The organism is Pseudogracilibacillus sp. SO30301A, from assembly GCF_037072025.1.
Taxonomy (GTDB): domain Bacteria; phylum Bacillota; class Bacilli; order Bacillales; family Amphibacillaceae; genus Pseudogracilibacillus.
In genome coordinates this window covers 40627-55548 of the sequence record NZ_JAXHDD010000015.1, presented here as the reverse complement: position 1 = coordinate 55548, position 14922 = coordinate 40627, and the positions used below count along the sequence as shown (strand labels likewise).

The window sequence follows — 14922 nt, the reverse complement described above, 5'->3', positions numbered from 1 at the left end:
ACATGGAGTTGATACAGTAATAACATGTAGACTCTTATGTCGCAGTTTATAGATTTTGTGATATACGCAACAAAAATTTTGATAATTGAGCAGATTACAGCTCAAATTTAAAAATGGGAATTACTGTTACTAGTAGGCTTTTGAATGGATAATGAATAAACTTTATTCGTTTGCCATGACAACACCGATAGGCTTTAACGTATGAAGTACTTCGACCGTTCCTGCATGGGAATCAAGAACTTCTTGAAGTTTACGGTAGACAAATGGGCTTTCATCTGTACCGGCTCCTCTTAATTCGACGCCATACCTTTTAACAGCCTTTTGCATTTGTTCTTCTGAAATCGCTCCACCACGTCTTTTTCCTGTTTTCCAGTTCATTCGACCTGCCGCCTTCGTTCGGCTCATAATTCGTCCTGCTCCATGAACTGTGCTGTAAAATGCTTCTTTACTTTTATCTGATTCAACTCCCTGTAAAATAACAGAAATATCTGCCATACTGCCACCTACAAAACCTAATTGTCCAGGTGCAGCAGGTGTTGCTCCTTTTCGAACAACGATATATTCTTTACCGAAATGTGTTTCCTTCCATGCATAATTATGGTGATTATGCACTTCAAAAGTAGATTCCGCACCTAAAATATCAAGTACTTGTTGAATTACATGATCCCGTCCTGCATAGGCATAACGCCCAGCAAGTTCCATCGCACGGTAATACATATCTCCTAACTCACTATCCATATCAAGTAAGGTAGAAGTTGCTTCCATCAATTCGCGAGGTGCATGATCGGAGAAGGCGAGTCCTTTTGCAAGGTTTAGAAATCCAGTAGCTGTCCGGTGCCCTAAACCGCGGCTACCGAAGTGGTTTCCAACCCAAACATCTGTCGTTTTTTCATCAATTAAAATATCAACATAATGATTTCCAGAACCGGTTGTCCCAAGTTGTGCTTGAGCCGTTGCTTTTAAATCGTCATGTTCATGTTTTCCAATTTCTTTAAACACGTTCCAATTCTCATCATCGAAAACTTCATGATCAACTCGAACAGGATTTTTTCTGCCAAATCCAAAGGGAACTGCTTTTTGAACTTCATCCATAATGGTCGACAAATTATTTTTTATATCGTTGTAAACTAGATTCGTTTTCACTGCTTTATTACCACAAGCGATATCATATCCAACACCAGACGGGGGAATTTGCCCATCATAGACGATCACCCCGCCTACAGGTTGCGAGTACCCATAGTGTCCATCTGCACACAGAACCCCCCCGACAACATTGCCTGTTTCTAAACAATTGTTAAATTGCTGGATTGTATCTTGTTCATGATTGCCAAAAATAACTTTTTTCAAGTATAATTCACCCCTCTAGTTTATTATACATAATTAGTGCTTGAACCTCCTATTTTCAACCATCTTTGCTTACATAGTGAAAATAGGAGTTTCTTTCCATTGAAATTTTAACCGATTAAGGTTATCATATATTTAGTAGCTGCAATGTTCGTAATTTACTTAAGTTTAACCTCTAAACAAGAATTAGGGAGTTTTAATATCGAGGGCCAAATGTCATGCCTCTACCGTGTGGAAGACAGGAAGTCACTCTGCAAACACCCACTTATAAAGAGTGGTGGTTAAAACTTACTAATTTATTACGGCATTGTGGCTGTGTTTTTAAAGTCTAAATCCGCTCTTTTATAATGGCGGATTTTTATTTTAAACTACAGATTTCAAGAATATTAAAATCATTTGGGAACCATTTCTATGAAAAAATTTTTCACTCATAAAAAGTGAATTTATGAGAAACTTGGCTAATTATTGCCAAGTTTTTTTTGTGATGAATGTTTGTAACATGCTACTTCAGATGTGCCCCCAGAAGCAGTGATTAGTAACAAAGTGCTTAATTTTCTGCATAATTTAGCGCCCATATTTGAAGCTCCTTATAATGCGTGTTCAAAAAGGAGGATAAAAAAAGATCAAGAAGTTCGAGGCGGCGAAGTTTCGAGCAGCGGAATGTATGCATTTAGATACATGAGTAGCGGAAAAACAAGCATTCGTGCGAAATTCGCAGTGTCATTTTTACCGGACTTTTTGAACATCCTCTTATAGTCTTTTATAAAGTAGAACTTCTAATTGTAAATTTTGTGTAAATTAATTGATAAAATCTATACTTATTCGACAGATTACGATACTATTTTAGGTGGTATTATGAATAAGGTGGGAAAATTATGTTTGGAAAAAAAGAAGACAAGTTCTCGGTGCATTTGAAACACATTGCTCAAAACTTAGTAGAGAGCGTGGATTTTTTTACGGAATATAAATTAACAAATGAAGCTGATTTGAAATTTTTTTACGATAAAATGAAAGAATTTGAAAAGAAGGGGGATTCCTTTGTTCACAAAGTAATCAAGGATTTAAATAAGGTCTTTATTACTCCGATTGAGCGAGAGGATATTTTGGCTTTAGCGATGCATATGGACGATGTGTTGGATGGCTTGGAACACACCTCAGCATTATTTGATATGTATTCGATTCATTCTGCTGATAATTATATGCTCCAGTTCGTTGATGCAATCCAAAAAAGTGTCATTGAAATGGAAAAAGCTATTAATCTATTATCCGAAAAAAAATTACCCCAAATTAGAAAACATGCTATCAGAATTAAAAATTATGAGTCGAAATGTGATCAAATTCGCCGATCATCGATTAAAGAATTATTCAAAATGGAAAAAGATCCCATTCAAATTATGAAATATAAAGAAATCTACGAAAAATTAGAAGATGTTGCTGACTGTTGTGAGAGTGTGGCCAATACTTTCGAAGCTATCATCATGAAAAATGCATAAGGAGTAATCTTGATCATGGATACTGTGCTTTTAATAACAATTTTAATTGTTTTTTTTGCTGTGACCTTTGATTTTATTAACGGATTTCATGACACAGCTAATGCGATTGCAACTTCCGTCTCTACAAAAGCCTTAAAACCTAGACAGGCAATTATCTTAGCCTCTGTTATGAACTTTCTCGGCGCTATGACTTTTACAGGTGTTGCAAAAACGATTACAAAAGATATTGTGGATCCATTTACTCTAGATAATGGGTCATTAGTTATTCTTGCAGCACTTCTGGCAGCCATTGCATGGAATTTAATTACTTGGTATTACGGAATTCCAAGTAGCTCGTCCCATGCGCTAATCGGATCCATCGCTGGAGCTGCGATTGCCGCTGCTGGTTTTAACATATTAAATTATAGTGGATTTACCTCGATAATCAAAGCACTTATTTTTTCACCGCTTCTCGCTTTTATAGTTGGGTTTATAGTATATAGCATTTTCAAAATAGTTTTTAAAAATGCTAATTTAGCTAAAACGAACAAAAGGTTTAGAAGAATACAAATTGTAACTGCAGCTGCCCAGGCATATTCTCATGGAACAAATGATGCACAAAAAGCAATGGGAATTATTACAATGGCACTTATCGTTAATAATTACCAAACTTCAGGTGATGTCCAACTTTGGGTTCAATTTATTTGTGCACTTGCCATGGCACTTGGTACAGCAGTGGGTGGTTGGAAAATAATTAAAACTGTCGGTGGAAAAATTATGAAAATCCGCCCAGTCAATGGAGTAGCTGCAGACATAACGGGAGCAGCAGTTATTTTTGGTGCTACATTTATTCATTTACCTGTCAGTACAACACATGTTATTTCCTCTTCCATTCTTGGAGTGGGTTCCTCGCATCGCTTAAAAGGTGTTAAGTGGGGTACAGCTCAAAGAATGATTTTTACTTGGATTATAACATTACCCATTTCTGCAACACTTGCCGGCATTTTTTATCTGATACTTAATATGTTTTTTTAAGAGTTTTAAGAGGCTGTTGTTAAAAATCCATAAACTGTACAGTAACTGAGTAATTTTCTTTGTAAATATCAAACAAAGTTGCGATGTAAATACCGCTACGGAAATACACTCCGCTTTCCACGGGCGGCTGATGAGCCTCCTCGTCGCTTCGCTCCTGCGTAGTCTCACCGAGGCCTTTCCTCCCGTAGGAGTCTCCGTGTATTTCCTTCGCTGTGATGTGCATAGTAACAACTCTGCACCGTTTGATACTACTATTATAATGGTTGATTGGAGCCGGAGGGCAGTCGACTCCTGCGGGAAAAGCACGTGTCTAAAAACCCAGCAGGAAGCGGTTTTCTTCCGAGGAGGGCTGAAGCCGTGCCTAAGGATGCGCGAACTGCCCGGAGGCGGAAATCAACGAAGCTGTTACTAATTTACAAATTTTCACTACTGCACAGTATACATCAACTATGCTGTTTAGAAACAACAAGGCGTAAAAGAGAGTTTTAAATAATAATTTTGATAGTTGTTTTTTTATGTGTCCTCTCATACTCTACATGTAAATCGCAAATTTCCTCACTTATTAGCATGAAGACTGTTCTGAAGTATTGCCCAACTAACTCTTCTTACAGGTAGTCCTATTCCATTATCAACCAATAAGGCATTTTCTACATAAAATTATTCGGGAGTACTATATATAAAGTACAGGCTTTAGATAATGGAGATGAGTCTAATGCAAGAGTTTGTTACAAAAATAATGGAGCAATTTGGTTATATCGGTGTATTTATTTTGATGGCGTTGGAAAATCTCTTCCCACCAATCCCGTCAGAAGTAATTCTGTTATTTGGGGGATTTTTGACGACCTATACTAAGCTGACACTGTTTGGGGTAATTATTACTGCGTCAACAGGCTCTATTATTGGTGCAATTATTTTATATGGCATAGGTAAAATATTGAATATAACACGTATGGAAAAAATAGTTGACCGATGGGGACATGTGCTTCGATTAAAAAAAGAGGATTTACATAAAGCAAATAAGTGGTTTGAAAAGTACGGCTACTGGACTGTGCTTTTTTGCAGAATGATTCCGATTGTGCGTAGTCTTATTTCCATCCCCGCAGGCATGGCAGGAATGAAGTTTTGGGTGTTTTTACTTTTTACAATGATTGGGACAGGCATTTGGAATACGGTTTTAGTAATAACGGGGGCTTTATTAGGACGGTCTTGGACAGACATCCTTCAATTTTTAGCGGTCTATTCCTCGGTAGCTTATATTTTAATTGCTATTGCCTTCCTGTTAATGTTTGTATTCTTCTTTAGAAGAGATAAAAATTAAATCAAATGGAATACGAAAATATTTAAAGTTCACAAAATTAATCGATAAGGATGTTTTTATTGAAATTAAGATATATAATATATGTTAATATCTAGGAGCAGCAGGGGTTGAGTATGTGACAGAATTTACTACACAAAGTTCGGAACAATATAATCGATTAACGATCGTTGCCATATTACTTGGTGGTTCTTTTTTAGCTATTTTAAATCAAACATTATTAATAACAGCAACGCCTCATATTATGACGGAGTTTAAATTGACAGAAAATTCCGGTCAGTGGGTGACAACCATTTTTATGTTAGTAAACGGAGTTATGATACCAATTACTGCGTTTTTAATGGAGACGTTTACGACGAGGCGGTTGTTTGTTGTTTCGATGTCTACGTTTATTGTTGGAACAATTGTCTGTGCATTTTCATTTAATTTTCCAATATTAATGGTGGGAAGAATCATTCAAGCAGCTGGAGCAGGAATTATCATGCCCCTTATGATGACGATATTTATGTTAATTTTTGCAGTGGAAAGACGAGGTTTTGCAATGGGAATGACTGGGCTCGTCATTTCTTTTGCACCTGCATTAGGTCCTTCTTTATCTGGATGGTTGATTGAATTTTTACCTTGGAGATCATTGTTTTATATTATTTTCCCACTTGCGATCATTGACCTTATAATCGGTTACTTTTTTATGAAAAATATTATTACTCGAACATTTCCGAAAGTGGATTACGTATCGATTGTATTATCGATGTTTGGTTTCGGTGGATTACTATACGGGTTTAGTAGTGTCGGAAATTACGGTTGGGCCAATAAAGGTGTAATGATCTCACTAATTGTCGGAACAATTACACTGACCATGTTTATCTTAAGACAATTCAAATTAAAACAGCCTATTTTAGAATTTCGAGTATTTACATATAAAGTTTATACGTTTACAACAGTTATTGGAATGATCGCTTTTACGATGTTAATTGCATCGGAAACAATTTTACCAATTTACATGCAATTGATGGCAGGTTTTACAGCACTGGAATCAGGTTTAATGATTTTACCGGGCGCATTAATTATGGGGATTCTATCGCCATTCATTGGGCGGATTTTTGATGCAATTGGTGCAAGATGGCTACTTATTATCGGTTTATCAATTATGTCAGTTACAACTTTCTTTTTTACAAATTTGACGGAAAGTACCTCATTAGCATATTTAACGATCGTTTTTGCAATTCGAATGATTGGAATTTCCATGGTGATGATGCCATCTACTACTGCCGGTTTGAATGTATTACCAACCAGACTGATTCCACATGGAACAGCAATGACGAATACGATGCGACAAGTCGCTGCATCGATTGGAACAGCGACATTGATCACAATTATGTCACTAACTGCTGATGTTTCTACAAAACACGGTTCACAAGCATTAATTCATGGCGTAAATATCGCATTTTACGTTGCGACAGCTACTACAATTATCGGCCTAATCTTATCCTTTTATGTTAAGGATAAAAATCAATTCATCCAGGAAAGAACAGTAGCAAAAATGTAAACCTACAAAATAGAGACAATTGTTTGAATTTACTGTGAACAAGCTTTTTTCAACACTCCTAGGGGTATGTTTTTATACGGTTTAAAGTTATAATGAAGCTGTAAAATGATTAGAGGAGGAGAAAAAATGCTAAAACAAAAACGATTATGGATAACTGTATTTGCTTCTCTATTTATTATCATAGGTTGTACAGTAAATGAAAGTGAAAATGGTGAAACGATTGATGAAGAGACTAATGAACATACCCCACCCTCTATGGAAGACTTGGATCCGGATGATCCAATGACCGAAGCAATTAAATACGGAGAAGAAATTTTTAATGAAACGAATGTGGTGATGGCAGATTATGTAGGTAATGAATTGTCTTGTCAAAGTTGTCATGCGGATGGCGGTTTATCACAAAGTTCATCTATGGTAGGGGTAACCGCAGACTATCCGCAGTATCGTCCGCGTGAAGGAATTACGTTTACGTTAGAAGATCGAATAAATGGTTGTATGATTCGTAGTATGAATGGTGAAATGATACCAAGTGATAGTGAGGAAATGCGTGCTCTAATTTCATATTTAACGTATATTTCGGAAGGTGTAGAAATTGGTGCAGAAAGACCTTGGGTGACAGTCAATTCAATGGATGAAGTCCCGGAGCCAAACGTAGAGAATGGTGAAGAATTGTATGAAAAGAAAAACTGTCTCAGTTGTCATGGAGATGATGGACAAGGTACTGGTGCAAATACAGGACCTGCATTATGGGGAGAAAATTCCTTTAATGATGGGGCAGGAATGGGGCGTTTAACAAAAATGGCGGGATATTTACAAAACAATATGCCGATAGGTGCAGAATATGAATTAACGGATCAAGAAGCCGCCGATTTAGCAGCATTTCTTCTTATGCAAGATCGTCCAGTATGGGAAGGTCATGACGATGACTTTCCGCATGGTAATAGACCGACCGATATAATTACCGAAGATCGACGGGAAAAGATAAGAAATGGTGAGTTCGACTGGAGTGAAATTGAGAATGTCGTGCCAAGAAAAGAATAGGACAATAAAGGCTCTCCGAGAAGAGAGCCTCTACCTGTTTCTTTAGAAGTTTACGATGTTGTTTGATTGTGCTCATTAATCGTTTGCTATCCATTAAAGTAGAGATGACGAATACACAGTTCCGAAAGTTAATGGTGTATAAACGAGACCAAAGCCGACTGTACTCCATACAATCCAGGGGACTGAAGATTTTTTTATATGAATAAGAACCGGTTTAATATTTCGTCGGTATCCTACGATTAGAAAAAGGAACGGTAGCATGAAAAGAATCGTACGGATGAACTCCAAATCCAACTCCCACCTTTCCAGTTCCATCGCCTGTTTTAAAATAAATGTCACTGAAAAAACATTGCAGCTAAAATTCCAATTATATAGGTCTCACAATAATCACACCTTTCTGTGAAAAATATAACGCTCAAAAACAGTATTCCCTATAGCTTAACATATAATTTTTTAACAGGATGAAAAAGTTTAATAAAATAAATCCTTGACATATTTTTGATCAGCTAATATAATCAATTTAACTTTAAAAAGCGCATATGAATTTTAAAAACGTTGATGAGAAAAAGTAGGATTTGGAGTTTTTTACAGAGAGCTTCGGTAGCTGAAAAGGAGCAAAAATGAGAAATTCGAAAAATGGCCTCAGAGTTTCGTGCTGAACGTACGTTAATGTATTAGTAGGTTCCGACGGGGATTGGTACCCGTTATCTATAACCAAAGTATTAATAATGTTTATGTTTTACATTTGCGTACTTAGTGAGGTTGTTTGTGTGAGCAAACAACGAAGTAAGGTGGTAACACGTATATGATAACCGCGTCCTTATCGATATTAACGATAATGGCGTGGTTTTTTAATTTTCTTAAAAATTTTTATTACAAACTATGGAGGAATGAATGATGACGAGACATTTAGTATTACAAACAGATTTTGGATTATGCGATGGAGCAGTAAGTGCGATGTATGGAGTAGCTTTATCCGTTGATCCAAATTTAAAAATATATGATTTAACTCATGAGATTCCGCAGTACAATATTTGGGAGGGGTCATACCGTCTTTATCAGACGATTACGTACTGGCCGGATGAGACCGTTTTTGTTTCAGTAGTTGATCCAGGTGTAGGAACAGATCGTTTAAGTGTTGTTGCAAAAACTGTGGATAATCAGTATATCGTATCACCTGACAACGGTACGTTAACACATATTACAGAAAATATTGGAATCGTTTCGGTCAGAGAAATTGATGAAACAATCAACCGCCTTCCTAATTCAGGAGAGTCCTACACTTTTCATGGACGTGATATTTACGCTTATACAGGGGCAAGGCTGGCAGCAGGAGTAATCAACTTTGAACAAGTAGGGCGCGAATTGCTTGTAGATGAAATTATAAAATTGACCAATCCGGAGCCGACAGTAAGTGAGGGAGTCATTTCGGGAAATATTGATATTCTTGATATCCGCTTTGGGAACTTGTGGACGAATATTAGCCGAGAGTTATTTATTCAATCTGGTTTAACGTATGGAGATTTACTTGAAGTAACAATTGAAACGAATGATCGTCTTGTGTATAAAAATGCAATGACTTACGGCAGATCTTTTGCAGATAGTCGTTTAGGAGAACCGCTAATTTACGTCAATTCAGTTGATAAACTAGGAGTAGCGATTAATCAAGGTTCGTTTGCCCAAGCCTATCATATTGGAACAGGAATCAATTGGAAAATTTCGCTTCGAAAGATTAATAATCACACATATAAATAATAACATGTACCTAGAAACTTCTAGGTCATTAAAAAAATTTAAGGAGAAGATAAGATGGAAAAAGGGTTATCAATTAAAACAATTGTAGCAATTGGAATTGGTTCAGCAGTGTTTGTTATTTTGGGGAGATTTGTATCCATCCCAACAGGAATACCGAATACATCGATTGAGACAGCGTATGCTTTTCTAGCATTAATGAGTGTTGTTTTCGGACCAATTGCTGGACTTTTAATCGGATTAATTGGGCACGCGTTAAAAGATGCTGTTTTTTACGGTTCTATTTGGTGGAGTTGGGTAATTGTATCAGCGTTTGTAGGGTTATTTATCGGCTTCTTTGCAAATCGAATTAATATTCAATCAGGCGTTTTTGCTAGTAAACAAATCCTTATATTTAATATTGCGCAAGCGGTAGTTCAAGCGATTGGGTGGTTCTTAATAGCGCCAGCACTCGATGTGTTAATTTATGCGGAACCTGCAAATAAAGTATTTGTTCAAGGAGTTATAGCAGGTATTTCAAATATTATCACAGTAGGTGTTATCGGAACTATTCTGCTCGTTTCTTATGCTAAGACTCGTAACAAAAGTGATAGTTTATCGGTCGAATAAGCATTTTAAAAAACTTCAGAAATTATTCTATTATTTTATCCATTTATAACTGTATATTAGTATATAATGAAGATAGTAAACAGCCTCTTCCGATGTTTTGGAGGGGCTCGTTTTCTATATGGGGTATCGAGGAGTTTTACATTTCATAAAGGAGAAAAAGATGAAAAAACCGGTTATTCATTTCGAAAATTTTACATTTAAATATGATAGTCAGAAGGAACCGACAATCCACGATATTAATTTGACGATTTATGAAGGCGAAAAAGTATTAATTGTCGGTCCATCCGGTTCGGGAAAAAGTACATTAGGTCATTGTTTGAATGGATTAATTCCTTTTTCATTTAAAGGAGATATAAAAGGAAGTCTTACTGTTAAGAGGCAGGAAACGAAGGATTTAAATATATTCTCCTTATCAAAAATGGTAGGGACTGTTTTACAAGATCCAGATGGACAGTTTATTGGGTTAACTGTCGGAGAAGACATCGCTTTTGCACTTGAAAATGATGCGACAACAAAAGAAGTGATGCATGAAAAAGTAATTGATATATCAAAACTAGTTAAAATGGAAGAGTATTTAGATGCTTCTGTTCACGCATTATCTGGTGGTCAACGGCAGCGAGTTGCTCTAGGTGGTGTACTCGTTGAACAAGTGGATATTTTACTTTTTGATGAGCCACTTGCAAATCTTGATCCAGCTACAGGGCGTCATGCGATTTCGCTGATTGACGAACTTCAACAAGCATTAAACTGTACGGTCGTTATTATCGAACACCGCTTGGAAGATGTCTTGGACCAAGATGTGGATCGCATTATCGTAATGGACAAAGGGCGGATCGTAAGTGACACAACGCCGAACGAATTGCTTGCATCGGATATATTAGAGAAAAGTTTTATCCGGGAACCGCTCTATATTACCGCGTTAAAATACGCTAACTGTGAGCTAACTCCTACGAAGGAACTTGAACATATTGAAAAATTAAAAGTTGATACGTATAAAGCACCTTTACAACATTGGTATGAGTATGCTACTTTTGAAAAACATATCCAAGATAGGTCACCTGTCTTAGAAGTAAAAGATGTAACTTTTTCATACGGAGATAAGGTCCCCACATTAAAAAATATTTCTTTTACGATTCAAAAAGGGGAAATGATCAGCATCGTTGGGAAAAATGGCGCTGGAAAATCAACCTTATCAAAACTTATTTGTGGTTTTGAAAGAGATCATCGTGGCAACGTCGTTTTTGAAGGAAAGGACATTACAAACGATACAATACGTGAAAGAGCGGAAAAGATTGGTATGGTTATGCAAAATCCAAATCATATGATTTCGAAACATATGATTTTTGATGAAGTTGCACTTGGACTTGTTATGCGTGGATATCCTGAAAAAGAAATAAAAAAAAGAGTAGAAAAGACATTACAAATTTGTGGTTTATATCCGTACCGTAATTGGCCAATTTCAGCACTTAGTTTCGGGCAAAGAAAGCGTGTCACAATCGCGTCGATATTAGTGTTGAATCCAGAAGTTATTATTTTAGATGAGCCGACCGCTGGACAAGACTTTTATCATTATACGCAGATTATGGAATTTTTAGTTGAGTTAAATAAACAGGGAATTACAATTATTATGGTGACACATGATATGCATTTAATGCTTGAATATACGCCTCGTAGTATTGTACTTGCTGATGGGGAACTACTTGCTGATGATGCTTCAGTGAATGTACTATCGGATGAAGAACTTGTAGAGGCAGCCAATTTAAAGCAAACTTCCTTATTTGAATTAGCTCGACGTGCAGATATTGATGAACCGACAGAGTTTGTCGCACGGTTTATTTCCTTTGATAAGGAGGTAAGAAAAATTGGCAACAGAAATGTTAGCGTACATTGATAGGAAATCTTTTATTCATGAATTGTCTGGAGCAACGAAATTAATTATTTTTATTATGTGGTCAAGTATTGCAATGCTTACGTATGATACACGTATTTTACTGTTCCTATTTATTTTCAGTATTGTTATTTTTAAAATATCTAAAATAAAGATTCGTGAAATTGGGTTTGTGTTATTATTTATATTAGCATTTTTATTATTAAATAATATTGCGATCTATATTTTTTCTCCGCAAGAAGGTGTTAAAATTTATGGCACTAGCCATGTGTTGTTTGAAATCGCTGGAAGATATAATCTGACGTTGGAACAGTTTTTTTATCAAACGAATATCACACTAAAATACTTTGCAGTCATCCCGGCGGCACTTTTATTTGTTGTCACAACGCATCCAAGTGAATTTGCTGCATCATTAAATAAAATTGGTGTCAATTATAAAATAGCTTACTCAGTATCGCTTGCTCTTCGTTATATTCCGGATATTCAAAGAGACTTCCGGACAATTGCTCAAGCACAACAAGCTCGAGGAATTGATCTATCAAGTAAAGAAAAGTTATTTAAACGAGTAAAAAATGCAACATCGATTGTATTACCACTTATTTTATCAAGTTTAGACCGAATTGATACGATAAGCAATGCGATGGAACTTCGTGCATTTGGGAAAAAGAAAAAACGAACTTGGTACAGTGAAAGAGGTTTTAAACAAAAAGATTATGTAACAATCGTAATCGGTGCTATTATTTTGGTAGTATCATTAATTATAACATTTTATGACGGGAGCAGATTTTATAATCCGTTTATGTAAACAATGAGGAAGAGAGCTAGTTTTTCTTCTTGGAAAAAATGAAGCATGATCACCGGTCTATTAATATTAATTTATTGTTTTTGCGACAAAATTCATAATCTGTGCAATGTGCTAAGGCTGTAGAGATTTGAGCACAATTATGACGTAAAATATCGCTTTATGAATACACGCTTTTAATCTTTTGAGGCTGAAAAACCGCAGACAAAAAATGCTTGAATAACCGCACAAAGTTGTTTGTAACCCGTTCTCGCAAACAAAAATTGCAGAAACCAAGTATGAAAATGTCGCAGCGTGTCGTCGCAGACAAAAATTACAGAAACAAAGCATGGAATTGTCCGCACCGTGTTCTTGCGGACAAAAATTGTAGAAATCAAGCATGAAACTGTCTGCAGGCATTTTTGCGTTTTAAATAAGCACAAGAAGGGATACTTTTACCAAATAACCATGCTGTTACTATGTTGTCGTATACTTCTACTAAGTAGAATTAAAGCAATAAAAATCATGAAAATATTTTAATAAATAGAGTAGGAGAGATAGGAATGGGTGAAAAAGAATTTCCACTAAAAGAGAAATTATTTGTGAATTATGATACATCATTGGATCTAAATGGAATAAATGGTGAGCGTCTTGCTTCACGGTTACACAAAATAGCTCAAATTGGGCTCACAGATGACAACGGTTCCAATCGTCCAGGTTTTTCACCAAAAGAGTTACAAGCAAAGAAGCTCATCTCCGAGTGGATGAAGGAAGCGGGACTGACAGTAACGACTGATGGAGCTGGAAATGTGTTTGGTCGGCTAGAAGGTAAAGATCCAACGAAAAAGACAATCTTAAGCGGGTCCCATGTCGATAGTGTGCCAAATGGTGGTCATTTTGATGGTCCGCTTGGCGTGCTCGCAGCGCTTGAAGTAGCACAAGCTTGGGAGGAAGAAGGGTATGTACCGGAAAGACCGTATGAGGTTGTCATTTTTACAGATGAAGAAGGATCCCGGTTTAATAGTGGTTTTCACGGGAGTAAAGCGGTAACTGGTAAAGGAAATGTGGAAGAAAGCTTAAAATTAACGGATCTAGCAGGACTATCTTTTACCGAAGTTTTACAGTCGATCGGCTTAACGGTCGATGGATATGTTGCCTCAAAACGCAATATGAAAGCATATGAACTTTTTGTTGAAGTTCATATTGAACAGGGAAAAAGACTGGAAAGAGAAAACTTACCTTGTGGAATTGTAACAGGTATCGCAGGCCCTTATTGGGTAGAGTTTACCTTTACTGGAGAGGCCGGACATGCAGGGAATACACCAATGAACGATAGAAAAGATGCGCTTGTTGCTGCAAGCGAATTCATCCAGCGCGTACCGGAAATCCCTATAGGTATTAGTGAAAATGCAGTTGCAACTGTTGGGAAAATGTCTGTAAAGCCGAATGGTGTAAATGTTATCCCAGGAGAGGTTAGTTTATATGTTGATATGAGAGATATTAATCAGATTGACCAAGAAACTATCGTTAAACAAGTGAAGGAAGCGGCAAAGGCAATTGCAGAAAAACACGGAGTAGGATTAGAGTGGGAGGAAAAAGCACGAGTTGCTCCTGTTCCAATAAATGAGGAAAATCAAGCATTATTAAAAGATGCCCTAGAAGAACATGGTATTACTCCATTCTATTTACCAAGTGGGGCTGGTCATGATGCGATGATCATAGGTGAAGAAATTCCTGCCGCTATGCTTTTTGTAAAAAGTAAAGATGGAATAAGTCATAATCCTGCCGAATGGTCCGACTTAAATGATTGTGTGCAGGCTGTACATGTGTTAAAAAGTTTTCTTGAAAAATATTGAAGAAAATGAGATAACTAGATCTTTAGAAACATGTTGGGTGAATTTCAAAGACGTCAAGTCGAATTTCTAGGAAGTTGAGCGGATTTCCAAGATGCCGAGTTGTTTTCGAGATGTCGAGTGGATTTTTTTCCACTATAATCGCTGAAGAAAACATTCGTTCATGATACAATATAGGCGTGATTATAGAGATTGGAGGAACATGGCACGCATCAAAAAACAACACATAAAGTACTCTCATCACGACTAATACGTTTGAAAAGAGTACTTTGCCGAAAAATCAAGG

12 protein-coding genes, 1 other RNA gene and 1 other annotated feature are annotated in these 14922 nt (G+C 36.6%); of the genes, 11 read left to right on the top strand and 2 right to left on the bottom strand.

Going from position 1 to position 14922, the window contains the following annotated elements; translation table 11 throughout:
• Positions 1 to 162: 162 nt before the first annotated feature.
• On the bottom strand, positions 163 to 1335 hold the full coding sequence (locus SPD89_RS09585; protein ID WP_442961109.1) for an RtcB family protein: 1173 nt from the start codon (positions 1333 to 1335) through the stop codon (positions 163 to 165).
• A 145-nt stretch (positions 1336 to 1480) separates the two neighbouring features.
• Here SPD89_RS09585 and ssrS point away from each other — a divergent pair.
• From ssrS to SPD89_RS09555, 6 genes are all read left to right on the top strand, one after another.
• A non-coding RNA gene (gene ssrS, locus SPD89_RS09580) (6S RNA) lies at positions 1481 to 1664 on the top strand.
• Positions 1665 to 2216: 552 nt separating this feature from the next.
• Positions 2217 to 2837 (top strand): DUF47 domain-containing protein, encoded by a 621-nt coding sequence (locus SPD89_RS09575; protein ID WP_336261761.1) that lies wholly within the window; start codon positions 2217 to 2219, stop codon positions 2835 to 2837.
• A gap of 15 nt (positions 2838 to 2852) precedes the next feature.
• Positions 2853 to 3851 (top strand): inorganic phosphate transporter, encoded by a 999-nt coding sequence (locus tag SPD89_RS09570; RefSeq protein WP_336261734.1) that lies wholly within the window; start codon positions 2853 to 2855, stop codon positions 3849 to 3851.
• A gap of 712 nt (positions 3852 to 4563) precedes the next feature.
• Positions 4564 to 5169: a DedA family protein gene (locus SPD89_RS09565; RefSeq protein WP_336261733.1), complete on the top strand. Its 606-nt coding sequence runs from the start codon at positions 4564 to 4566 to the stop codon at positions 5167 to 5169.
• 115 nt (positions 5170 to 5284) lie between these two features.
• Positions 5285 to 6712 carry an MDR family MFS transporter gene (locus SPD89_RS09560; RefSeq protein ID WP_336261732.1) on the top strand — a complete coding sequence of 476 codons (1428 nt, stop codon included), beginning with the start codon at positions 5285 to 5287 and terminating at the stop codon, positions 6710 to 6712.
• A 126-nt stretch (positions 6713 to 6838) separates the two neighbouring features.
• Entirely contained in the window at positions 6839 to 7753 is a 915-nt protein-coding gene (locus SPD89_RS09555) for a c-type cytochrome (RefSeq protein WP_336261731.1), read from the top strand.
• A gap of 93 nt (positions 7754 to 7846) precedes the next feature.
• Here SPD89_RS09555 and SPD89_RS09550 read toward each other — a convergent pair whose 3' ends face one another.
• On the bottom strand, positions 7847 to 8014 hold the full coding sequence (locus tag SPD89_RS09550; protein ID WP_336261760.1) for a multidrug resistance efflux transporter family protein: 168 nt from the start codon (positions 8012 to 8014) through the stop codon (positions 7847 to 7849).
• Between the two features lie 285 nt (positions 8015 to 8299).
• Positions 8300 to 8578: a binding site (T-box leader), on the top strand.
• Between the two features lie 72 nt (positions 8579 to 8650).
• Here SPD89_RS09550 and SPD89_RS09545 point away from each other — a divergent pair.
• From SPD89_RS09545 to SPD89_RS09525, 5 genes are all read left to right on the top strand, one after another.
• Entirely contained in the window at positions 8651 to 9508 is an 858-nt protein-coding gene (locus tag SPD89_RS09545) for an SAM hydrolase/SAM-dependent halogenase family protein (RefSeq protein WP_336261730.1), read from the top strand.
• 54 nt (positions 9509 to 9562) lie between these two features.
• Positions 9563 to 10114 (top strand): ECF-type riboflavin transporter substrate-binding protein, encoded by a 552-nt coding sequence (locus SPD89_RS09540; RefSeq protein WP_336261729.1) that lies wholly within the window; start codon positions 9563 to 9565, stop codon positions 10112 to 10114.
• A 160-nt stretch (positions 10115 to 10274) separates the two neighbouring features.
• Entirely contained in the window at positions 10275 to 12005 is a 1731-nt protein-coding gene (locus SPD89_RS09535) for an ABC transporter ATP-binding protein (RefSeq protein WP_336261728.1), read from the top strand.
• Positions 11977 to 12807 (top strand): energy-coupling factor transporter transmembrane component T family protein, encoded by an 831-nt coding sequence (locus SPD89_RS09530; protein WP_336261727.1) that lies wholly within the window; start codon positions 11977 to 11979, stop codon positions 12805 to 12807. The genes SPD89_RS09535 and SPD89_RS09530 overlap by 29 nt, the downstream gene beginning before the upstream one ends.
• Before the next feature lie 539 nt (positions 12808 to 13346).
• Entirely contained in the window at positions 13347 to 14639 is a 1293-nt protein-coding gene (locus tag SPD89_RS09525) for a M20 family metallo-hydrolase (RefSeq protein WP_336261726.1), read from the top strand.
• Positions 14640 to 14922 lie beyond the last annotated feature (283 nt).

What these genes read in the sequence shown, in the direction of transcription:
- SPD89_RS09570 (WP_336261734.1), top strand. Translation starts at nt 2,853, where the DNA reads ATGGATACTGTGCTTTTAATAACAATTTTAATTGTTTTTTTTGCTGTG.
- SPD89_RS09565 (WP_336261733.1), top strand. Translation starts at nt 4,564, where the DNA reads ATGCAAGAGTTTGTTACAAAAATAATGGAGCAATTTGGTTATATCGGT.
- SPD89_RS09555 (WP_336261731.1), top strand. Translation starts at nt 6,839, where the DNA reads ATGCTAAAACAAAAACGATTATGGATAACTGTATTTGCTTCTCTATTT.
- SPD89_RS09550 (WP_336261760.1), bottom strand. Translation starts at nt 8,014, where the DNA reads ATGCTACCGTTCCTTTTTCTAATCGTAGGATACCGACGAAATATTAAA.
- SPD89_RS09545 (WP_336261730.1), top strand. Translation starts at nt 8,651, where the DNA reads ATGACGAGACATTTAGTATTACAAACAGATTTTGGATTATGCGATGGA.
- SPD89_RS09540 (WP_336261729.1), top strand. Translation starts at nt 9,563, where the DNA reads ATGGAAAAAGGGTTATCAATTAAAACAATTGTAGCAATTGGAATTGGT.
- SPD89_RS09535 (WP_336261728.1), top strand. Translation starts at nt 10,275, where the DNA reads ATGAAAAAACCGGTTATTCATTTCGAAAATTTTACATTTAAATATGAT.
- SPD89_RS09525 (WP_336261726.1), top strand. Translation starts at nt 13,347, where the DNA reads ATGGGTGAAAAAGAATTTCCACTAAAAGAGAAATTATTTGTGAATTAT.